We start from the raw sequence: 20,588 nt of genomic DNA, 5'->3' as shown, positions 1-20,588 counted from the left end.
CGGCATGCCGCTCGTCGCCGGGGTGGACTCGTCCACCCAGTCCTGCAAGGTGGTGATCCGGGACGCGGAGACCGGCGCGCTGGTCCGGCAGGGCCGCGCGCCGCACCCGGACGGCACCGAGGTCGACCCACGGGCCTGGTGGGATGCCCTGCTGGCCGCCGTCGAGGCGGCCGGCGGGCTGGCCGACGTGGTGGCCGTGTCGGTCGCCGGTCAGCAGCACGGCATGGTCTGCCTGGACGGGTCGGGCGAGGTCGTCCGGCCGGCGCTGCTGTGGAACGACACCCGGTCGGCCGACGCCGCCCGGGAGCTGATCGCCGAGGCCGGCGACGGGGAGACCGGCCGCCGGTTCTGGGCCGACGCGGTCGGCCTGGTCCCGGTGGCCAGCTTCACCGCCACCAAGCTGCGCTGGCTGGCCCGGCACGAGCCGGAGCGGGCCGCCCGGGTCGCCGCCGTCTGTCTGCCGCATGACTGGCTGACCTGGCGGTTGGCGGGCGCCCCCGGCCTGGCGGCGCTGCGCACCGACCGGGGTGACGCCAGTGGCACCGGCTACTGGTCCCCGGCCACCGGACAGTACCGACCCGACCTGCTGGAACGGGCGTTCGGTCGGGTCGTCGAGGTGCCCACGGTGCTCGGCCCGGCCGAGCGGGCCGGCGTGCTCGACCCGACCGTGCTGGCCGGCGGCCCGGCGGCCCCGGTCGGAGCCGCCGGCCCCGGCAGCGGGGAGATCCTGCTCGGCCCCGGTACCGGGGACAACGCCGCCGCAGCGCTGGGCGTGGGGGCCGGTCCGGGCGACGTGGTCGTCTCGATCGGCACCTCCGGCACGGTCTTCGCGGTGGCGGACACCCCGGCCGCCGACGCCGGTGGCGCGGTGGCCGGCTTCGCCGACGCGACGGGCCGGTTCCTGCCGCTGGTCTGCACGCTCAACGCGGCCCGGGTGCTCGACTCGGCGGCGACGCTGCTCGGCGTCGACCTCGACGAGCTGTCCGCGCTGGCGCTGGCCGCCCCGCCCGGGGCGGACGGCCTGGTCATGGTGCCCTACCTGGAGGGGGAGCGGACCCCGGACCGCCCCACCGCCACCGGCTCGGTGCACGGGCTGACCCTGCGCACCGCCACCCCGGCCCACCTGGCCCGGGCGGCGGTGGAGGGGATGCTCTGCGCGCTGGCCGACGGGCTCGACGCGCTGGTCGCCCAGGGGGCCACGGTCGAGCGGGTGATCCTGGTCGGTGGCGGGGCCCGCTCGGCCGCGGTCCGCCGGATCGCACCGCAGGTCTTCGGCCGTCCGGTGGTCGTCCCCCCGCCCGGGGAGTACGTCGCGGACGGCGCGGCCCGCCAGGCCGCCTGGGTCGCCCTGGGCGGGGAGCAGCCGCCCACCTGGGCGGTGCAGGAGACCGAGGAGTACGCGGCGGAGCCCGTCCCCGCCATCCGGCAGCGGTACGCCGAGGCCCGCGACCACATCCTCGACCGGGTGACCGCGGGCGGGGAAGCCGACCCGGTGACCGCGACCGGAAAGCCCGACGAGGTGGCCGCGGCGGGGGAGTGACCGCCCGGACCGGTGTCGCCGGCCGGTGACCGACGCACGGGGGTCGGTCACCGGCCGCGACCGACCGCGGTGACCGGCGGCCCCGCAGCGCGGCCTCCGGCCCGGCGGCGCGGCCTCCGGCCCGGCGGTCGGTCGCGACCGAGGCCGCCCGCCGTGGGCCGCCCGCCGTGGGCCGCTCCCCGGGGAGGTCGTCCGGGTGGTGCCGCCGGCCCGGCGGGGGCGCTCGCGGGACCGGTGCCGCTACCTGGTTGGCTGCCGGACATGACCGCTAGCAGGTTCCCCCGGCGCGGGAACGCGGCGCACCGCGTCTACAGCGTCGTGGTGTTCGTGGTGCTCGCCTCGCTGGACAACGTGGCGATCGGCCTGGTGCCCCCCTTGTACGGGCCGATCTCCGGGGCGCTGGGGGTGCCGCAGCGGACGCTCGGCCTGGTCACGGCGGTGAGCTTCCTGGTCAGCGCGGTCGCGGCGGTGGGCTGGGCGTACGTCGGCGACCGGACCAACCGCAAGCCGCTGCTGATGGTGGGCACGCTGGTCTGGGCGGCGGGCACCGGCGGCAGCGCGTTCGCCACCGGGTTCCCGACCTTCCTCGCCGCGCAACTGGTCGCCGCGGTCGGGTTGGGCGCGGTCGGCTCGGTGGGTTTCTCCGTGGTCACCGACCTGATCTCGCCGCGTCGCCGGGGCCTGGTGATGAGCTTCTGGGGACTGTCCCAGGGGGTCGGCACGCTGGCCGGCACGCTCACCGGGGGGCTGCTCGGTGCCGCCGACTGGCGACGCCCGTTCCTGTTGCTCACCGTGGTCGGCCTGGCCGCCACGGTGGCCTACCTGCTGACGTACGACATCCGGCGCGGGCAGAGCGAGCCGGAGCTGGCCGGGGCGATCGACGCCGGCGTCGAGTACGACTACCGGATCACCCGGGCCGACCTGCCGCGCATCCTGGGCCGGCGGACCAATCGCTGGTTGATCCTCCAGGGTCTCACCGCGCAGGCGGCGTTCGGCTCGCTGGTGTGGCTGCCGGTGCTGTTCGCCGAGCGGGCGCAGGGGCAGGGCTACTCGGCGGCGACGGCGGTCGTGGTGGGCAGCGTCTTCGCGACCCTCTTCCAGCTCGGCGGGGTGTTCTCCATCCTCGGTGGGCTGGCCGGGGACGCGCTGCAACGGCGTACCCCCCGGGGCCGGGCGCTGGTCGCGGCGGTCGGCATCCTCGCGGCGCTGCCGTTCTACCTGGTGCTGTTCTTCGTGCCGATCCGGATCGACGTGCCCGACGGCGGCGGCACCGGCGCGGTGGTGGGTGCCGTGCTGGCTAGCGTGGTGACCGAGCCGACGGTCGGGCTGAGCCTGCTGACCGCCCTGGTGGCGTTGGCGCTGACCTCGGCGAACTCGCCGAACTGGTTCGCCCTGATCGCCGACGTCAACCCGCCGGAGCACCGGGGCACCGTGTACAGCCTGGGCAACCTGGTGAACGGGGTCGGGCGGGCGGCCGGCAACGGCCTGGTCGGGGCGGTGTTCCACAGCCTGCGGGCGGCCTTCCCGCCGCCGCTCAACTACGCCGTCGGGCTGGCCGCGTTCCAGCTCTTCTTCATTCCCACCGGGCTGATGTACTGGCTGGCCTCCCGCACCTCGCCGCACGACATCGCGGCGGTACGCGACCTGCTGCACCGCCGCGCCGACCACCACTGAGCCGCCCGACCACCACTGAGCCGCCCGACCACCGCTGGGCACCCGACCACCGCTGTGCCCGCCGACCCCCCGGGCCGGCCCCCGACCCCCGGACCCGGCCGGGCGTCGTCGTCCAGGGCCGGGCCCGGGGGCCGGGCGTCGGTCAGTGGCGGACCCAGACGGTCACGTCGGTGGGAACCCGGCCGTCGGCGTCCAGCGGCGCGCTGCTGTGCAGCAGCTCCCCGGCCGGCGGCGGCACCGCGGCGGCGCCGAAGTTGGTCAGCACGGTCAGCCCGCCGTTGCGGAAGCTCAACACCTCGTCGCCGGAGGAGAGCCACCCCAGGGTGCCCCGGCCGAGGCCGTGCTCGCGGCGCAGCCGCAACGCGGTGCGGTACGTCTCGTAGGTCGAGCCGGCCACCCCCTGCTGCCGGTCCAGCGCGTACTCGGCCCACAGCGACGGCTGCGGCAGCCAGCTCGCGTCGGTCGGGCCGAAGCCGTACGACGGGGCGTCGGCCTCCCACGGGATCGGCACCCGGCAGCCGTCCCGGCCGCGCTGGGTGTGACCGCTGCGTTCCCAGGTCGGGTCCTGCCGGGCCTCGTCGGGCAGCGTGGTGTGCTCCGGGAGCCCCAGCTCCTCGCCCTGGTAGAGGTAGGCCGAGCCGGGCAGGGCCAGCATCAGCAGGGTGGCCGCCCTGGCCCGGCGCAGGCCCAGCGCGGCGTCCGGCTGCGGGTCGCCGATGCCGATGCCGTTGGGTCGGCCGCCCTTGGCCGACAGGCCCATCCGGGAGGCGTGCCGGATGACGTCGTGGTTGGAGAGCACCCAGGTGGTGGGGGCGCCGACGGCGTCGGTGGCCTCCAGCGAGCGGGTGATCACCGCGTACTGGGCGGGGGCGGTCCAGGCGGCGAGCAGGTACTCGAAGTTGAACGCCTGGTGCATCTCGTCGGGGCGGACGTAGCGGGCGATCCGTTCGGCCGGCTCCACCCACGCCTCGGCGACCAGGATCCGCTCGCCGTCGTAGGAGTCCAGCACCCGCCGCCAGTCCCGGTAGATCTCGTGCACGCCGTCCTGGTCCCACATGGGCGGGCGGGGCTTGTCCGCCTCGTTACCGGAGAGGATCTCCTGCGGCTCCTCCCAGTTGGCCAGGTCGGCCTGCTTGATCAGGCCGTGCGCCACGTCCACCCGGAAGCCGTCGACGCCCCGGTCCAGCCAGAACCGGAGCACGTCGAGGAACTCGGCGCGGATCTCCGGGTTGTCCCAGTTGAGATCGGGCTGGGCGGTGTCGAACAGGTGCAGGTACCACTGGCCGGGCCGGCCGTCGGGCTCGACGAGCCGGGTCCAGGCGGGACCGCCGAAGACGCTCTGCCAGTCGTTCGGCGGTTGCGCCCCGTCCGGGCCGAGGCCGTCGCGGAAGACGTACCGGTTCCGTTCCGGGCTGCCGGGGGCGGCGGCGACGGCCGCCTGGAACCACCGGTGCGCCGACGAGGTGTGGTTGGGCACCAGATCGACGATGACCTTCAACCCCTTGGCGCGGGCCTCGGCGATCAGCGTGTCGGCGTCCGCCAGGCTCCCGAACAGCGGGTCGACGTCACGGTAGTCGGCGACGTCGTACCCGGCGTCGGCCTGCGGCGACGGGTAGAACGGCGACAGCCAGACGGCGTCGACGCCCAGCTCGGCCAGGTGTCCCAACCGGGCGGTGATGCCGGGCAGGTCACCGATGCCGTCGCCGTCGGAGTCGGCGAAGGAACGCGGGTAGATCTGGTAGATGACGGCCTCGGTCCACCATCCGGGGGCCACGCCCACGGACTGGTCCTGCTGCCTCGCGTCGGTGTTCAGAGCCTTCTCCCTGTGTCGAGCCGGGTGTCGTGTCGAGCCGGCCGCGTCCTGCCGGACCGCGCGGTCGAATCCGTTCAGTGTGCCCGGGGCGGCGCGGTCGATTCCCGTACCACCAGGCGAGTGGGCAGGATCACCGGCGGGCTCGTCGTGGTGCCGTCGGCACCGGCTCCGCGGGGGCTCGGCACCCGGCCGGCGTACGGCTCGACGGTGCCGGCGACCAGCGGGTCGAGCAGCAGCCGGGCGGCCAGCCGGCCCTGCTCGGCGGCGGGCTGGGCGATGGTGCTCAACCCGAGCACGCCGGACAGGTCGTGGTCGTCCACGCCGATCACGCTGACGTCCTGCGGAACCCGCAGCCCGGCGTCGCGCAGCGCGGTCAGCGCGCCCATCGCGATCTCGTCACAGGCCGCGAAGATCGCCGTCGGCGGTTCGCCCCGGGCCAACAGCTCGGTGGTCGCCTGGTTGCCCCCGGCGATGGTGAACTGCGACTCCATGTCCAGGCTGGGGTCGGGGCGCAGGCCGGCGTGGCGCAGCGCCTCCTGGTAGCCCCGGCGACGGTCGGTGTGGGTGGTGAACGCGAGTTCGTCGGTCGGGTCGCCGGAGATGTGGGCGATCCGCCGGTGGCCGAGGTCGAGCAGGTGCCGGGTGGCCGTCCGGGCCGCCGCCACGTCGTCGATCCGGACGCAGGGCCAGCCGGGCACCGTGCTGCCGGAGCTGATGGTGATGCCGGGCAGGTCCAGCTCGGCCAGGGCGGTCAGGTCGGCCGGTCGCAGCGGGGTGGCGACCAGCATGATCGCGTCGACCCGCTTGTGCAGGTTGGCGGTGCGCAGCACCCGTTGGCGCACCTGCTCGCGCCCGCCGAGGTTGTAGAGCAGCAGGTCGTAGCCGGCCTGGTGGAGGAACTCCTCGACCGCCTCCACGACGGTGCTGAAAAACCAGCGGGTGATCCGGGGCACCACCACGGCGACCGTGCCGGTCCGGCCGCCGGCCAGCCGGGAGGCGCTCGGCGAGACCGCGTACTGGAGCTGTTCGGCGGCGGCGAGCACCCGGCGGCGCGTGGCGGCCGACACCGTCGGCAGGCCGCGTAACGCCCGGGAGACGGTGGCGGTGGAGACCCCGGCCAGCCGGGCCACGTCGTCGATCCTCGTCACGCTGTCGTTCCCCCGCTCCGTGCCGACCTCCCGCCGCCACCCGGTGCTGCCGGGCGGCGGCGGGAGGGCCGTCAACCCTTGACGCTGCCGGCGAGCAGGCCGCGCACGAAGAAGCGCTGCAACGACAGGAACACGACCAGCGGTACGACGATCGACACGAACGCGCCGGCCGTGAGCCGCTGCCACTCGTTGCCCCGGGTACCGGCCATCTCGGCCAGCCGGACGGTGAGCGGGGCGGTCTCGTTGCCGCCCCCGGCGAAGATCAGCGCGACCAGCAGGTCGTTCCAGACCCAGAGGAACTGGAAGATGCCGAACGCTGCCAGTGCCGGGGTGATCAGCGGCAGCACGATGGTCCGGAAGATCTTGGGGTGGGTGGCCCCGTCGACCCGGGCCGCCTCCATCAGGTCCCGGGGGAGCTGGGAGACGAAGTTGTGCAGCAGGAACACCGCGAAGGGCAGGGCGAAACAGGTGTGCGCGAACCACACCTGGGCGAACTTCTGCTCGTCCACCAGGTCCCAGGCCGGCATCAGCTGCACGCCGCCCACGGTGACCCCGGTGGAGAAGAACTTCAGCAGCGGCACCAGGGCCATCTGCAACGGCACGATCTGCATCGCGAAGATCGCGATGTAGAGCCAGTCCCGGCCCCGGAAGTTGATCCAGGCCAGCGCGTACGCGGCGAGCGAGGCGAAGGCAAGCGGGAACAGCACCGACGGGATGGTGATGGCCAGCGAGTTGATGAAGTAGCTGGCCAACTGCCCCGACGACGATGAGGACCCGAAGAGCACGTCCTGGTAGTTCTCCAGGGTGAACTCGGGGCTGGTGAAGACCGTCCACCAGCCGGTGGACTTGATGTCGGCCTCGGGGCGGAACGAGGAGACGAACAGGCCGAAGGTCGGGATCGTCCAGAGCAGCGCGATCACGATCGAGACCAGGGTGGCGGTGCGGCTGTTCAGCCGGTTGCGGACCCGGCCGGCCGCGGTGGTGGGCTTCCCGGCGGCCTGGGCGCCGGCTCCGACGGTGGGCGTGGCGGTGGTCATCTCAGCCCTCCCGCTGCTGACGCAGGTTGCGGATCTGGTAGATCACGATCGGGATGACCAGGATGAAGAGGAAGACCGCGAGGGCGGAGCCCTGCCCGTTCTCGCCGTACCGGAAAGCCTGGTTGTACATCTCGTTGGCGATCACGCTGGTGTCGTAGTTGCCGTTGGTGGCGGTCCGGACGATGTCGAAGACCTTCAGGGTGGCGATCGACAGGGTGACCACCACCACGATCAGCGCCGGCCTGATGCTGGGCATGGTGATCTGCCAGAACATCTGCCACGGGGTGACCCCGTCGAGGCGGGCCGCCTCCACGATGTCGCCGGGGATCGCCTTGATCGCGGCGGCGAGCACCACCATGGCGAAACCGGCCTGGATCCAGACCATGATGACGATGAGCAGGAAGGTGTTCAGCGGTGAGTCCAGCAGCCACTGCTTCGGCTCGCCGCCGAGGGTGACCACGATCTGGTTGAGCAGGCCGATCTGGTCCTGGTCCTCGCTGCGGTACGCGTAGACGAACTTCCAGATGATGCTCGCCCCGACGAAGCTGATCGCCATCGGCAGGAAGATCAGCGACTTGGCGACCGACTCGAACCGCGCCTTGTCCACCATGACGGCGTAGAGCAGGCCGAACGTGGTGGCCACCAGCGGCACCAGCAGCACCCAGATCAGGGTGTTGAGCAGGACCCGGACGATCGAGTCCTCGGAGAACATCCAGCTGTAGTTGCGCAGCCCCACCCACTCGGTGCTGCCGGCGTCCATGAAGGAGAGCAGGACGGTCCGCAGCGCGGGCACCACCAGGCCGATGGTGAGCAGCAGCAGGGTCGGCAGCAGGAAGAAGAGCGCGAACAGCCCCTCCCGGGGCTTGCGCCGGCGGGGCAGGGGGCCACCGCCGGTCGAGGCGGCGACCAGTTGCGCCTCCCGACGGCGGGCGAACCAGGCTGGCACCACGTCGAGGAGCAGGAGCAGACCGCCCACCACCGCGACGAAAGCGATCAGCCCGTACATCAGCATGAGGAACTTCGGCTGTTCCTCAGCGAAGTCGAACTCCATCGACCCTCCCTCTCAAGGGCTCGGTATCAGACGGTGGCCCGGTCCGTACCCACGGACCGGGCCACCGTCTCAGCTCACTTCCAGGTGCTCTCGATGCCGTTCAGCACCGTGTTCGTGTCCTTGCCGTTGATCCAGTCGACCATGCCCTTCCAGAAGGTGCCGTTGCCGACGGCGGCCGGCATCAGGTCGGAACCGTCGAAGCGGAACACGGTCTTCGGGTCCTGGAGGATGCCCACGGAGAGCTTGTCCACCGGGTTGGGCACGTTGGCCAGGTCGAGCTTCTTGTTCGCCGACACCCAGTCGCCGATCTTGGCGCGGCTGTTGGCGTACTCGCCGGAGGCCAGGTAGGTCTGCACCGCCTGGACCTCGGGGCGGTCGGTGAAGGCCGCGACGAACTCGCCGCCGCCCAGCACCGGCTTGCCCTTGGCCGGGTCGATGGCCGGGAAGTAGAACGCGAAGACGTCGCCGTCCTCGGCCACCTTGGTGCCCTCGGGCCACTGGTTGGCGTAGAAGGACGCCTGCCGGTGCAGGGCGCACTTGCCGGTGGTGATCGGGACGCCGGCCTCCTGGAAGGAGGTGGTGGCGATGCTCTTCACGCCGCCGAAGCCGCCGTTGACGTACTTGTCGTTCTTGAGGATGGTGCCGGCCCGGTTGAGTGCGTCGACGACCTGCGGGTCGTTGAACGGGATGCCGTGGGTGGTCCACTTGTCGTAGACCTCAGGGCCGCCGGTGCGCAGCAGCACGTCCTCGATCCAGTCGGTGGCCGGCCAGCCGGTGGCGTCACCGGACTCGATGCCGGCGCACCACGGCTTGGTGCCGCTGGCCGCGATGGTGTCGGAGAGCTTGATCAGCTCGTCCCAGCTGGTGGGGGTCTGCCAGCCCTTCTCCTTGAAGGTCTTCGGCGAGTACCAGACGAACGACTTGACGTTCGAGCCCAGCGGCGCACCGTAGAACTGACCGTTGATGGTGGTGTACTTCAGCCAGTCGGGGGAGTAGTTCGCCTCGGCCTCGGCCTTGGTGGCGGCAGCGACCGGCTTGAGGTTGTTGCCGTCGACGAACCGCTTGATCAGGCCCGGCTGCGGGATGAAGGCGATGTCGGGGGCGTTGCCGCCCTGCACCCGGACGGGGAGCTGGGCCTCGAACTCGCCGGAGCCCTCGTGGTCGATCTCGATGCCGGTGCAGTCCTCGAACTGCTTCCAGGACTGGGCCAGCCGGTCGGCCTCGATGTCCCGGATCGACGAGTAGGCGGTGACCTTCTTACCGTCGAGGTCGCCGTACTTCTCATATGCGGCGCACTCGGCCGAGCCCGCGTCGCTGCTCTTCTTGTCCTTGCCGGTGCCACAGGCGGTGGCGCCGAGCGCCAGCCCCAGCACGCCGGCGATCGCGAGAGCCTGGCGTGATCTGGCAAACGCCATGCCGTTCTCCTTCCTTGCCGGCGCGCCCACAGGTGGGGGAAACCCGACGCCGGTCCGATGAGTCGTCCCCACATGTAAGCGCTTGCATCCCGATCGGTCCACCCCCTGGCGGACACGGCCCGGTAACAATCACGAAACCCCCTCACCGCTGCTGGGTGCGCTCCCACCCGTTCGCGCCGGACCGGGGTGGCCAGGGGGTTCGGAAGCTTCCCATCGATGGAGATATCTGCCAAGCTCGGCACAGGTGATCGAAGGATCTCGACATCGGAGGTGTTGGATGCGTCAACGGTGGTGGAGCCTGACGGCGGCAGCCCTGCTGGTCGCCGGGGCGGTGGTCCCGGCAGGCCCGGCGTGGGCCGCCGCACCCACGTTCAAGGTGCCGTTCCCCTGCAACCAGTCCTGGTCCGGCCAGACCCGGTCGGACCACAGTCCGGCGAACGCGATCGACTTCAACCGCACCGACGACCAGGGCGACCCGGTGGTCGCCAGCGCCCCGGGCACCGTCGACCGGGTCACCGACCTCGGCGGGACGAGCTACGGCAAGTACGTCCGGATCGACCACGGCGGCGGCTACACGACCTACTACGCCCACCTCAACGGCTTCAACGTCTCGGTCGGCCAGAAGGTCGGTTACGGCAAGGTGATCGGCTGGGTCGGCAGCACCGGCGGCTCCAGCGGCCCGCACCTGCACTACGAGCAGCGCCTCGACGGCGCGGACATCAAGGTCAAGTTCAACGGCACGCTCGCGCTGTACTGGGGCACCAAAACGTACACCAGCGGGAACGGCTGCTCCAGCGGCACCGGGTCGGGCACGGTCGACACCGCCGGCAGCCCGCTCACCGTCCGGTCCGGTCCGGGCACCGGCTACGCGGCGGTCGACACGGTCGCCGACGGCGCCCAGGTCACCATCGGCTGCCAGACCAGCGGCACCACGGTCACCGGCACCTTCGGCACCAGCTCGATCTGGGACCGGATCGGCTCCGGCCGGTTCATCGCCGACGCCTACGTCTACACCGGCCACGACGGGTACATCCCGAACGTGCCGCGCTGCTGAGCCGCGACCCGTCGGGCCGGGGGCGGATCCGCCCCCGGCCCGACCGGCACCACCCCGGGTCGGCGGTCGGGGGGGGCGGTGACCGTCAGCGGTTGAGCTGCCAGATCGAGAAGTTCAGCGCGGCGGCGAAGGTGACCCAGGCCCAGTAGGGCAGCAGCAGCGCCGCCGCCGGCCGGGAGACCCGCCGGAAGGCGACCACCGTCACGGCGATCGCCAGCCACATCAGCACGATCTCGGCGAACGCCAGCCCGTACCGGCCGGCGCCGAAGAACAGCGGGGTCCAGATCGCGTTCAGCACCAGCTGGACCGACCACGCCCAGAGCGCCGGGCCGAAGCCGACCCGCCGCCAGACCAGCCAGCCGGCGACCGCGATCATCGCGTAGAGCAGGGTCCAGACCGGGCCGAACAGCCAGGAGGGCGGGGCCCAGGCCGGCTGTCGCAGGGCGGCGTACTCGTCGCTGGTGCCGGACACCCCCAGCCCGCCGATCGCGGCGGCGACGGCGACCGCCGCGCCGAAGCCGAGCAGCGCCCACCAGGTCCGCGCGGTGCCGGTCCGCCGGCCGCTCCGGGTTGTCTCCATGGTCAAGATATTTCCCGGGTACGCCGCCGCAAAACCGTCACCTCGCGGGGACGACGGCGGACCCCGGACAGCAGGACGCCGGGATCGTCGGTACCGGATGCCCCGGTCTGGGAGGACTGGGCTTCCGGAGGCGACGATCCCGGCGGGTCAGGTGCGGGTACCGGCGTCAATTGAAGATGCTGACACCACCCGGGCCGACCAGAAGGCCTACCACGATGAGGACGATGCCCCACAGAATTTGCCGGCGGAACAGCGCGAGGATGCCGGCGACCACGAGGACGACTGCGAGAATCCAGAGAATCAGCTCCATGGCCGCTGAGTACCCGGCCGTCCGATCCTGAAAACCTGCTTCTCAGTCGACCTGATCTCCCAGGTGGAAGACGCTGTACGCCTGCTTGATCACCGGATGGGCGACGTTGCGGACCCGTACCCCGCCGGGGGTGACCCCCCGCTCGGTGCCGGCGTGCGCGTGCCCGTGCAGGGCGAGCGCCGTCGGTGCCGAGTCGATCGCCTGCCCGAGCTGGTACGACCCGAGGAACGGGTAGATCTCCAACGGCTCACCGGCCAGGGTGTCCGGTACCGGGGCGTAGTGGGTCAGGGCGACGAGCAGGTCGCAGTCCAGCCCGCGCAGCGCCTCGCCCAGCGCCGCCGCGCTCTCGTTGCTGGTACGCACGAAGGACTTCATCTCCGGCTCGCCGAAGTCGCTGGCGCACCGGCCGGCGAAACCGCCACCGAAGCCCTTCACCCCGGCCACGCCGAGCCGGCCGCCGGGGCACTCCAGCACCGTGCCGGTCCCCTCCAGCACGGTGATCCCAGCGTCCTGGAGCACCTTGACCACCTGTGGCACCTGGTCGCACTGGTGGTCGTGGTTGCCCAGCACGGTGATCACCGGCACCCCCAGTCCGCCGAACTCCTGCGCGACGCAGCGGGCCTCGGCCTCGGTGCCGTGCCGGGTCAGGTCGCCGGCGAGCAGCAGCACGTCGGCGCAGTCGGGCAGCTCCTCCAGCGCCGGGCGGAACCGGCCCAGCACGTCGGCGTCCAGGTGCACGTCGCCGACGGCGGCGATCCGGATCATCGGGTCCTCCTCACGGCAGCTCCTCCACCTGGGCCGGCGCCTGGGCGCGGATCACCCCGATGTCGCTGGTGACCGCCTCGTCCGGGAACCGTTCGGCCACCAGCCGCAGGATCTCCGCCCGTCGGTGCGGGCTCTCCACCTCGCCGGTGAGGACCAGGCCCCGCTCCCGGCGGACCACGGTGATCCCCTGCTCGGCGACGTCCGGATCCTCGGCCAGCAGCCGCTGGATCGCCGCCTCGACGTATTCGTCCGGCGGGCCGACGCTGTGCTCGGTCACGGGATCTCCTTTCCCTCGGGGATGCGCGCGTACGGCACCGGCGTGCCCCCGTAGGGGACGACGTCGAGCCGGTCCAGCAGCATCAGGAACGCTTCGGCGTACGGCGAGTGCTGGGTCTCCTTGCGGACCCGTTCCCAGTCGATCTGCTCCCGCAACGAGCGCGCCAGCGGCAGCCCTCGGGCGAAGTCGCAGTAGTGCTGGGAGAAGCTCAGCAGCTTGTGCACCATCAGCCGGGTCGCCGACAGCACCGGCATCCGGATGGCGTCCACCGGGCGGACCACGGTGTCGGCGAGGGTCTCGTGGGTCACCGGCGTCTCCACCGGCCGGTGGATCAGGTCCACCATGCGCCCGTCGTCGTAGACCTTGACCAGCCAGTCCTCCGGGGGGCGCTCGGCGGTGAAGCCCTCGTCGGTGAGCGCCTGGAGGGCCCGCTCGACGTCGGCCTCCTGGAGCAGGAAGTCCACGTCGTGCTCGCTGGAGTGGCCGCCGTGCGCGTACACGGCGAAGCTGCCGCCGAGGGCGAAGGGGATCTCGTTCTGCTTGAGCACGGCCGCGACCCGCTTGAGGGTGTGCAGGAGGCTGACGTCCCCGCGCTCGGCCATCTGGTCTCTCCTGTCGTGGATGGTCGGTGGGAAATGACGTTGCGTACCCGGCTGTCCGCCCGCCCACACCTGTGCCGGGGTCGCTGATCCGGGCGAAAGCCACTGAAGATGCTTCAATCGGACGAGGGGGAGCGCGGGTCGGATAGCCTGTGGAGGGTGGCCAGAACACGGCGCGCGACCGACCGTCCGGCCCGACTGCGTCGTGTCGCGTTGATCGGCATCGACGGTTCGGGCAAGACCACCCAGGCGTACCGGCTCGCGGCCGCCCTCACCTCGGCCGGGCGTCCGGCCACCTACCACCGCAACGCCGGCGGTCGACGCTGGCTGGGCCGGGTCGCCCAGCGGCTCGGTCGGGCCGACCCGCAACTGCTGCTGGGCCGCAACGGGCTGCTCGCGGCGGAATCAGTGCTGCGCTGGCTGGCCATCGCCGCCGCGCTGCTGAGCTGCCTGGTGACCGGACGCACCGCGGTGATGGACCGCTACTCCGCCTGCCAGTACGCCAGCATCCGGGCGCACGGTGGGCAGCGGTGGGAGCGGCTGGCCCGGGCCGGTTACCGGGTCTTCCCCGCCCCGCAGATCACCTTCCTGCTCGCCGTCGACCCGGTCGAGGCGTACCAGCGGATCGAGCGGCGGGGTGAGGACCACGAGACGATGGGCTGGCTGACCGCCGCCGACACGGCGTACCGGTCGCTGCCCGAGTACCCGGGCTTCGTGGTGATCGACGCCGGGGGCGGGCCGGACGAGGTGTCCCGCCGGATCCTGGCGCACCTGACGCGGTGGCTGCCGCCGGAGGGGACCGGACCGGTGGTCGACGGTCCACCGGACGGTGACGGCGGTTCGTCCGCCGGAGGGCCCGACGACGCGGCCCGGGAGCCGGTCGTGGCCCAGGCCGGACCGTAGACCGGCCGATTCCACCGGACCGGCCGAGGCCGACGGGCCGTGGACCTGGCAGTCTGTGCCGGAAAACCCCCACGTGAGGGGGGATGCTTCCTGTCGGATCCGCGTGGTCGTGGTTGACGCTCGCGGCTGGTGAAAGTAAGTTTCATCCGTGGCGAATAGTCCGAAGATTTCTGCGAGTCATGAGCCGGGTGGACTGATCGTCCACATCAGTGGCCTGCTCCCCTCGCTGTCCCCCGCCGAGCAGCGGGTCGCCCGGCTGGTCGTCGCGGACCCGGCCGATGCCGCCCGGCGGACCATCACCGACCTCGCCACCGCCGCCGAGACCTCCGAGGCCACCGTCATCCGGTTCTGCCGGTCCGTCGGCATGGACGGCTACCCGCAGCTACGGATCCGCCTCGCGGCCGAGGCGGCCCGGCGGATCGAGCCGCCGGACGCCCGGGTGGTCGGCGGCGACATCCCGCCCGGCGCCGACCTGGCGCAGATCATCGCCACCATCGCCTTCAACGACGCGCGGGCGGTCGAGGAGACCGCCCAGCAGCTCGATCCGGCCGTCTGCGAGCAGGTCGTCGAGGCGATCGTCGGCGCCGGGCGGATCGAGGTCTACGGTGCCGGCGCGAGCGGCTTCGTCGCCTCCGACTTCCAGCAGAAACTGCACCGCATCGGCCGGGTCGCCTTCTCCTTCCCCGACGTGCACAGCGCGCTGACCTCCGCCGCGCTGCTCGGCAAGGGCGACGTGGCGGTCGGCATCTCCCACACCGGCACCACCTCCGACGTGATCGAGGTGCTCGAACAGGCCCGCTCCCGGGGCGCGGTGACCGTCGCGCTGACCAACTTCCCCCGTTCGCCGATCACCGAGGTCGCCGACTTCGTCCTCACCACCGCGGCCCGCGAGACGACCTACCGCTCGGGGGCGATGGCCAGCCGGCTCGCCCAGCTCACCGTGGTCGACTGCCTCTTCGTCGGGGTGGCCGCCCGGAACCGGTCCCGGGCCCGCCGGGCGCTGGAGGTCACCGCCGAGGCGGTGCGCACGCACCGGGTGGGCGGCAGCCGGAGGCGTTCGTGACCGGCGGCCCGGCCGGGCCGGACGACGTGGTCGGGCGGCCCGCCGCCGACGGCGTCGCGGAACTGCACCCGGTGGTCCTCGTCGGGGCACCCACCGAGCGGCGCAACCCACGCAGCACCGACCTCGACCTGATGTCGACCCGGGAGATGCTCACCGTCATCAACGACGACGACCGGCGGGTGCCGGCGGCGGTGGCCGCCGTGCTCGACGAGATCGCGGTGACCGTCGACCTGGCGGTGACCGCGCTGAGCACCGGGCACCGGGTGCACTACTTCGGCGCCGGCACCTCCGGGCGGCTCGGGGTGATCGACGCCGCCGAACTGGTCCCCACCTTCAACTCCCCGGCCGGCTGGTTCTGCGCGCACCTGGCCGGCGGCCCCGCCGCCGTGTGGCGGGCCGTCGAGGACGCCGAGGACGACCTGCTGGGCGGCGCGGCCGAGGCCGCCCGGTGCGTCACCGCCGGTGACCTGGTGGTCGGTCTGGCGGCCAGCGGACGCACACCGTACGTCCTCGGGGCGCTCGGGGCGGCCGGGGAGCGGGGGGCGGCGACGGTGCTGCTCTGCGCCAATCCGGAGGTACGGACCACGGTCCGCCTCGACGTGGTCATCGGGGTCGACACCGGCCCGGAGGTGGTGACCGGTTCGACACGGATGAAGGCGGGCACCGCGCAGAAGCTGGTGCTGAACGCCTTCTCCACGGCGGTGATGGTGCGCCTGGGCCGGGTCTACTCCAATCTCATGATCGACATGGTGGCCACCAACGCCAAGCTGCGGGGCCGCATGATCTCCATCCTGATCGAGGCGACCGGGTGCGGCGAGGAGGTCTCCCGGCGGGCGCTGCACGAGGCGGACGGCGACCTGAAGACGGCCCTCGTCTCGCTGCTGTCCGGGGCCGGGATCGACGCGGCCCGGTCGGCGCTGGCCCGCGCCGCCCACCAGGTCCGGGGCGCCCTCGCCCTGCTCGCCTCCTGAGTCCGCCGCGCGATCCCGGTCCGTCCCGCGACCGGCGGCAGCCCGTGCCCGGTGGCAGCCCGTGCCGGTCCGTGCCCCCGGCGTCGCGCCGCGCACCCGTCCGCCGGGCGTAGTGACCGGAAACACCCCCGCCGGGGGACGTCCACCACGTCCCGGATTGTTGTTCGGGGCGTGGGGTAATCCAGGAGAGCCGGATGAACCAACCGGTCCACCGGCCCGTATCTGGCAATGACCAGGACCACCGCAGGTGGTGACGCGGGTCGCTGTGTCGCGGGATGTCGCAATGGTGCGGCGCTGCGGATTCGGCCGACGACCCCCGACGCCACCAGCGGTTGTCGCGGGTCGACAGGGCGTCCCGAGCGGGCGCTGACAGCAAACGTGGACCGGGCTTTCAGCTGGTACTCAGGCATTCGTGACACTTTCGACCCACGACATGGAATCCCCGACCCGTCCCGACTGTTGTGCAGGTGTCAGCACCGGCGGGCAGCGTGGGCGTTGCGGGGGAGGGCTGATGGACGTGGGGATGGCAAGGAACCGGGCAACCGGCGCGAGCGAGGGGACCGTGGACACCGTGGACAAGAACATCGGCATGCGAACCGACGAGGTCGCCGAGGAGCGCGACCTGGTCGGCGTCTACCTTCACGAGATCTCCCGGACGCCACTGCTGGACGCCGCCAAGGAGGTCGATCTCTCCAAGGCGATCGAGGCCGGGCTCTACGCCGAGCACCTGCTCGGTGAGGACCGCGTCCCCGCCGGCGTCGACCGGGAGGACCTGGATCGGCTGGTCGCCGAGGGTGAGCGCGCGAAGGATCTCTTCATCCGCGCCAACCTGCGGCTGGTCGTCTCGATCGCCCGCCGCTACGTGCGGTCGGGCATGCCCATGCTGGACCTGATCCAGGAGGGCAACACCGGCCTCGTCCGGGCGGTCGAGAAGTTCGACTACGAGCGCGGCTACAAGTTCTCCACCTACGCCACCTGGTGGATCCGTCAGGCCATCAGCCGGGCGATCGCCCAGCAGGAGCGGACGGTGCGGCTGCCCGTGCACCTGGTCGAGGACGTCAACCGGATGCGCAACGTGGCCCGTCAGCTCACCCGTGAGCTGGGCAGCGACCCGGAGCCGGAGCAGGTCGCCGCGGCGCTCGGCGTCACCGTCGAGCGGGTCAACGAGCTGCGCCGCTGGTCCCAGGACACCGTGTCGCTGGACACTCCGGTCGGCGACGACGGCGACACGAACCTCGGTGACCTGGTCGCCGACAGCGACGCCCCGTCACCGGAGGACATCGTCCTCACCGGGCTGGAGCGGCAGCGCATCGAGGGTCTGCTCAACCACCTCGACGACCGGTCCGCCGGCATCATGCGGGCCCGGTACGGGCTGGAGGACGGGCGGGAGCACTCGCTGACCGAGGTCGCGTCGCGCTTCTCGCTCTCCCGGGAGCGGATCCGGCAGTTGGAGATCCAGGCGCTCGGCCGGCTCCGCGAGCTGGCCCGCGCGGAGGGCCTCCAGGCGGCCTGAGCTGGTATCAATGACGGCGAGCGGCCGGCGTCCGATAGGGGGACGCCGGCCGCTCGCCGTCGTGGTGCCTGATCAGCGGACCCGGCCGTAGCCGGCGATGCTCATCATGTTCATCTTCCGCTTGAGCACGTTGCGACCGGCGCTCGGCGCGTCGATCACCTGACCGCTGCCGACGTAGAGCGCCACGTGCCCCAGCCCCGAATAGAACACCAGGTCACCGGGGCGCAGCTCGCTACGGCTGACCCGGGAGGTGGCGTTCCACTGCATAGCCGCGTTGTGTGGCAGCCGCTTACCGGCGGCCCGCCAGGCGGCCAGGGTCAGGCCGGAGCAGTCGTACCCGTTGGGGCCCTCGGCCCCCCAGACGTACGGCTTGCCGATCGCCCCGTACGCGTACCGGACGGCGGCACCGGCGTTGCCGGAGACGTTCGGTGCGTCGGGCGTGTCGGCGGAGCCGGAACTCTTCGGCTTCTTCACCGGAGGAGCCTCGGTCGCCCGCCCGTACGCCGCCCGGCGCATCTCGTAGAGCTTCGCCAGGTCCTGCTCGATCCGCTTCTTGGTCTTGACCACCGCCCGGGACTGGGCGGCCTGCCTGGCCAGCGTGGCGTCGAGCTTGACCTTCTGGTCCAGCAGCGCCCGCTGGTCGGCGGTGTACCCGTCGATCTGCTGCTGGCGCTGCCGGGTGAGCTGGTCGAGGGTGCCGAGCCGGTCGACCAGCGAGCCACCGGCCGGGTCGAGGATCGCCTCGGCGGTGCGCAGCCCGCCGGTCTTGTAGGCGGTGGCGGCGATCTCGCCGACCGCGGCCCGGCTCTGGGCGGCCTGGGCCTCCAGCGGACCGATCCTCGCGTGCAGGCCCGCCGCGGCGGTCTGGTTCGTCTTGATCTCCTCGGTGAGCTTGTTGTAGGACTCGACGATCCGTTCCAACTCCGCCGAGGACCGGTCGATCCGGGCGGTGAGTTCGGCCACCGAGGGCTCGGCCCGGACCGGTGCCGACGGGGCTGTCAACGCGGCCGACAGACCGACGACCGCCAGGGTGCGCAGCAGCATCCGTAAGGACGACAAGAGCGGAAGACTCCTCTCCCACCGGTCACCGGAGGATGCTGACGCCCCCGGTGACACCGGCCGGGCCCGTCCGGATGGACGGCCGTTTACCGTGCCGGCCTGCTCAACCTATCCCGTGACGGGAGTGACGCGCAGACAAAGCAGCGGCGAATGTTGCCGGAGCGGTGCGGCGTGTCGTTGGGGCAGGTGGCGACCGGCGCGGCAGGGGAGCGGTCGAGGGGTGACGCCTGGGCGTTTGACGAGGAAGGTGGTTTTCGTCGTTCCAGGCGGATACCGATATGGATCGCCTGAGAAAAAGCTGATAAAACCGAAATGGTGGTCAGATGCCGGCGAGGTGCGGAAAGCCGCTCGCCGGAAGTGTCGGAAATCGGGGAGCGACCCGGGCGGGCCGGCAACAGAATGGAGCCTCGGCCGGGAATCCCGTCGCACGCGGGTGGCGTCGCGGGCGGGTCCACCCGGTTCCGTCGGCCCCTCGGAGGACGCCGTGCAGGCAGACCGCGCGAGCACCCGACCACCACGCTGGTCCCGACCCACCACGCTGCTGTACGCCCGGCCCGGCATCGTGGTGACCACCGAACGGTTCACCGCCGGCCGGAGCAGCTACGCCGTGGCCGACCTCACCCACCTGCGCACCGGACGCGGACCGCACGACCGGCTCGCCGCCCGGATCGTCACCCTGGCCGCCCTCGGCGCCGGCGCGACCGGTGTGCTGCTCGGCTTCACCGGCGGCCTGGAGCGGCTCACCGCCGGGGCGTACCTGGGGCTGGGCGCGGTGTGCCTGCTGCCCGTGCTGCTGGTGCTGCTCGGCGACCGCTGGCGGCCCCCGCCCCACGAGCTGCACGGCCACTGCCACGGCACCGAGCTGCTGCTGTTCAGCAGTGACGACCGGGAGCAGTTCGACCAGGTGGTCGACGCCCTGCGCCAGGCCCGGGAACAGCACCGCTACGCCGACGCCGACGACCCGTCCCCGACCGCCACCTACTGGCGACCGGGCCGCCGGTAGGCGTCGCTCAGCGGACGGCCGGCTCCGGGACGCGGGGACGCGGGCCGGTCGCCAGCTCGCGGGTCACCCTGCGTTCCGCCACGAACGACACGAACGGCACGGTGCCGGCGAGCATCACCAGCAGCATCCGCTTCAGCGGCCAGTCCACCCGACGGCCCAGGTCGAAGGTGGCGGCCAGATAGAGCAGGTACAGCCAGCCGTGCGCGGTGCCGACGACCGCCACCACGAGCGGCTCGTCGAACGCGTACTTCAGTGGCATGCCGATCAGCACCAGCACGGCCAGCGCGACGCCCACGATCCAGGCGATCACGCGGTACCGGGTAAGGGCTCCGCCCACCGTCGTCCGTCCTTCCGACCGGCCTCAGCCGGGATAGTCGCCGGGCCTCGCGCCCGGATTGGCGTTCAACCAGTGCAGATAGCGGTTGTACGCGGCCAACTCGGCGTCGTCCGCGCCGTCGGCCGGTGCCGCCGGAACCCGGGCGACCCGCACCGGACGCCGTACCGCTGGGGTGGTCGGACCGGCGGTGGAGCCGGCCGGGGACGGCCCGTCCGGTGCGGTGGCCGGGGGAGAGGTGGCGCGCGGACCGCGCAGCGCGTGCCGGACCTCCCGCCACCAGACGAAGACCACGAAGCCGGCGAAGATCGGCCACTCCACCGCGTACGCCCAGCTCAGCGTGTTGCCGGAAGCGGCCCGGCTGATCTGCCACCAGCCCAGCGCCAGGAAGCCCGTCACCAGGACGACCAGGGCCACGTGGCGGAGGATCCACGCCGGTGTCCAGAGCCGCTTCATGCCGTCGAGGGTACCGGGACGGG

Annotated in this window: 21 protein-coding genes; 8 read left to right on the top strand and 13 right to left on the bottom strand. The window is 72.3% G+C overall.

Annotated elements, in window-relative coordinates:
- Positions 1-4: 4 nt before the first annotated feature.
- Positions 5-1,540, top strand: a complete 1,536-nt coding sequence (xylB, locus tag O7612_RS24240; RefSeq protein WP_282267596.1) for a xylulokinase — start codon at positions 5-7, stop codon at positions 1,538-1,540.
- Positions 1,541-1,801: 261 nt separating this feature from the next.
- Positions 1,802-3,214: an MFS transporter gene (locus O7612_RS24235; RefSeq protein WP_282267595.1), complete on the top strand. Its 1,413-nt coding sequence runs from the start codon at positions 1,802-1,804 to the stop codon at positions 3,212-3,214.
- A gap of 142 nt (positions 3,215-3,356) precedes the next feature.
- On the opposite strand, the gene O7612_RS24230 is transcribed toward O7612_RS24235, so the two are convergent.
- The 5 genes from O7612_RS24230 to O7612_RS24210 form a co-directional block, all read right to left on the bottom strand.
- On the bottom strand, positions 3,357-4,988 hold the full coding sequence (locus O7612_RS24230; RefSeq protein WP_282274030.1) for a glycoside hydrolase family 13 protein: 1,632 nt from the start codon (positions 4,986-4,988) through the stop codon (positions 3,357-3,359).
- 113 nt (positions 4,989-5,101) lie between these two features.
- Positions 5,102-6,175 (bottom strand): LacI family DNA-binding transcriptional regulator, encoded by a 1,074-nt coding sequence (locus O7612_RS24225; RefSeq protein ID WP_282267594.1) that lies wholly within the window; start codon positions 6,173-6,175, stop codon positions 5,102-5,104.
- 71 nt (positions 6,176-6,246) lie between these two features.
- Positions 6,247-7,212 carry a carbohydrate ABC transporter permease gene (locus tag O7612_RS24220; protein WP_282267592.1) on the bottom strand — a complete coding sequence of 322 codons (966 nt, stop codon included), beginning with the start codon at positions 7,210-7,212 and terminating at the stop codon, positions 6,247-6,249.
- 1 nt (position 7,213) lies between these two features.
- Positions 7,214-8,263, bottom strand: coding sequence for a sugar ABC transporter permease (locus O7612_RS24215; RefSeq protein WP_282267590.1), 1,050 nt, complete (start codon positions 8,261-8,263; stop codon positions 7,214-7,216).
- 74 nt (positions 8,264-8,337) lie between these two features.
- Positions 8,338-9,678: an ABC transporter substrate-binding protein gene (locus tag O7612_RS24210; protein WP_282267588.1), complete on the bottom strand. Its 1,341-nt coding sequence runs from the start codon at positions 9,676-9,678 to the stop codon at positions 8,338-8,340.
- Positions 9,679-9,955: 277 nt separating this feature from the next.
- Here O7612_RS24210 and O7612_RS24205 point away from each other — a divergent pair, with 277 nt between their 5' ends.
- Positions 9,956-10,732, top strand: coding sequence for a peptidoglycan DD-metalloendopeptidase family protein (locus O7612_RS24205; RefSeq protein WP_282267586.1), 777 nt, complete (start codon positions 9,956-9,958; stop codon positions 10,730-10,732).
- Between the two features lie 85 nt (positions 10,733-10,817).
- Here O7612_RS24205 and O7612_RS24200 read toward each other — a convergent pair whose 3' ends face one another.
- The 5 genes from O7612_RS24200 to O7612_RS24180 form a co-directional block, all read right to left on the bottom strand.
- Positions 10,818-11,312 (bottom strand): TspO/MBR family protein, encoded by a 495-nt coding sequence (locus O7612_RS24200; RefSeq protein ID WP_282267584.1) that lies wholly within the window; start codon positions 11,310-11,312, stop codon positions 10,818-10,820.
- A gap of 166 nt (positions 11,313-11,478) precedes the next feature.
- Positions 11,479-11,622, bottom strand: a complete 144-nt coding sequence (locus O7612_RS24195) for a GPGG-motif small membrane protein (protein WP_007464364.1) — start codon at positions 11,620-11,622, stop codon at positions 11,479-11,481.
- A 42-nt stretch (positions 11,623-11,664) separates the two neighbouring features.
- The gene (locus tag O7612_RS24190; RefSeq protein WP_067303013.1) at positions 11,665-12,387 is read right to left on the bottom strand and encodes a metallophosphoesterase; all 723 of its coding nucleotides are present in this window, start codon (positions 12,385-12,387) and stop codon (positions 11,665-11,667) included.
- Between the two features lie 10 nt (positions 12,388-12,397).
- Complete coding sequence (locus O7612_RS24185; RefSeq protein WP_282267581.1) at positions 12,398-12,664, bottom strand: hypothetical protein; 267 nt, start codon at positions 12,662-12,664, stop codon at positions 12,398-12,400.
- Complete coding sequence (locus O7612_RS24180) at positions 12,661-13,266, bottom strand: nucleotidyltransferase (RefSeq protein WP_067303019.1); 606 nt, start codon at positions 13,264-13,266, stop codon at positions 12,661-12,663. Before O7612_RS24180 ends, O7612_RS24185 begins: the two co-directional genes overlap by 4 nt.
- A 156-nt stretch (positions 13,267-13,422) precedes the next feature.
- Between O7612_RS24180 and O7612_RS24175 the strand changes: the two genes are divergently transcribed.
- From O7612_RS24175 to O7612_RS24160, 4 genes are all read left to right on the top strand, one after another.
- Positions 13,423-14,166, top strand: a complete 744-nt coding sequence (locus O7612_RS24175) for a thymidylate kinase (protein ID WP_282267578.1) — start codon at positions 13,423-13,425, stop codon at positions 14,164-14,166.
- 148 nt (positions 14,167-14,314) lie between these two features.
- On the top strand, positions 14,315-15,229 hold the full coding sequence (locus tag O7612_RS24170; protein ID WP_282267575.1) for a MurR/RpiR family transcriptional regulator: 915 nt from the start codon (positions 14,315-14,317) through the stop codon (positions 15,227-15,229).
- A gap of 71 nt (positions 15,230-15,300) precedes the next feature.
- A complete protein-coding gene (locus O7612_RS24165) occupies positions 15,301-16,200 on the top strand; it encodes an N-acetylmuramic acid 6-phosphate etherase (protein WP_282274029.1) in 900 nt (299 codons plus the stop codon).
- A gap of 523 nt (positions 16,201-16,723) precedes the next feature.
- Positions 16,724-17,713, top strand: coding sequence for a sigma-70 family RNA polymerase sigma factor (locus O7612_RS24160; protein WP_282267573.1), 990 nt, complete (start codon positions 16,724-16,726; stop codon positions 17,711-17,713).
- Positions 17,714-17,785: 72 nt separating this feature from the next.
- Here O7612_RS24160 and O7612_RS24155 read toward each other — a convergent pair whose 3' ends face one another.
- Positions 17,786-18,772 (bottom strand): C40 family peptidase, encoded by a 987-nt coding sequence (locus tag O7612_RS24155; RefSeq protein ID WP_282267572.1) that lies wholly within the window; start codon positions 18,770-18,772, stop codon positions 17,786-17,788.
- 484 nt (positions 18,773-19,256) lie between these two features.
- Here O7612_RS24155 and O7612_RS24150 point away from each other — a divergent pair, with 484 nt between their 5' ends.
- Positions 19,257-19,775, top strand: coding sequence for a DUF6232 family protein (locus O7612_RS24150; RefSeq protein WP_282267571.1), 519 nt, complete (start codon positions 19,257-19,259; stop codon positions 19,773-19,775).
- Positions 19,776-19,782: 7 nt separating this feature from the next.
- On the opposite strand, the gene O7612_RS24145 is transcribed toward O7612_RS24150, so the two are convergent.
- Positions 19,783-20,112: a DUF3817 domain-containing protein gene (locus O7612_RS24145; protein ID WP_282267569.1), complete on the bottom strand. Its 330-nt coding sequence runs from the start codon at positions 20,110-20,112 to the stop codon at positions 19,783-19,785.
- Positions 20,113-20,136: 24 nt separating this feature from the next.
- Positions 20,137-20,565, bottom strand: coding sequence for a hypothetical protein (locus O7612_RS24140; RefSeq protein WP_282267567.1), 429 nt, complete (start codon positions 20,563-20,565; stop codon positions 20,137-20,139).
- Positions 20,566-20,588 lie beyond the last annotated feature (23 nt).

The sequence above is a fragment of the Micromonospora sp. WMMD987 genome, assembly GCF_029581435.1.
GTDB classification, from domain to species: domain Bacteria; phylum Actinomycetota; class Actinomycetes; order Mycobacteriales; family Micromonosporaceae; genus Micromonospora; species Micromonospora rifamycinica.
Note: the sequence above shows the minus strand (reverse complement) of the source record. Positions and strands in the feature narration are given on the sequence as shown.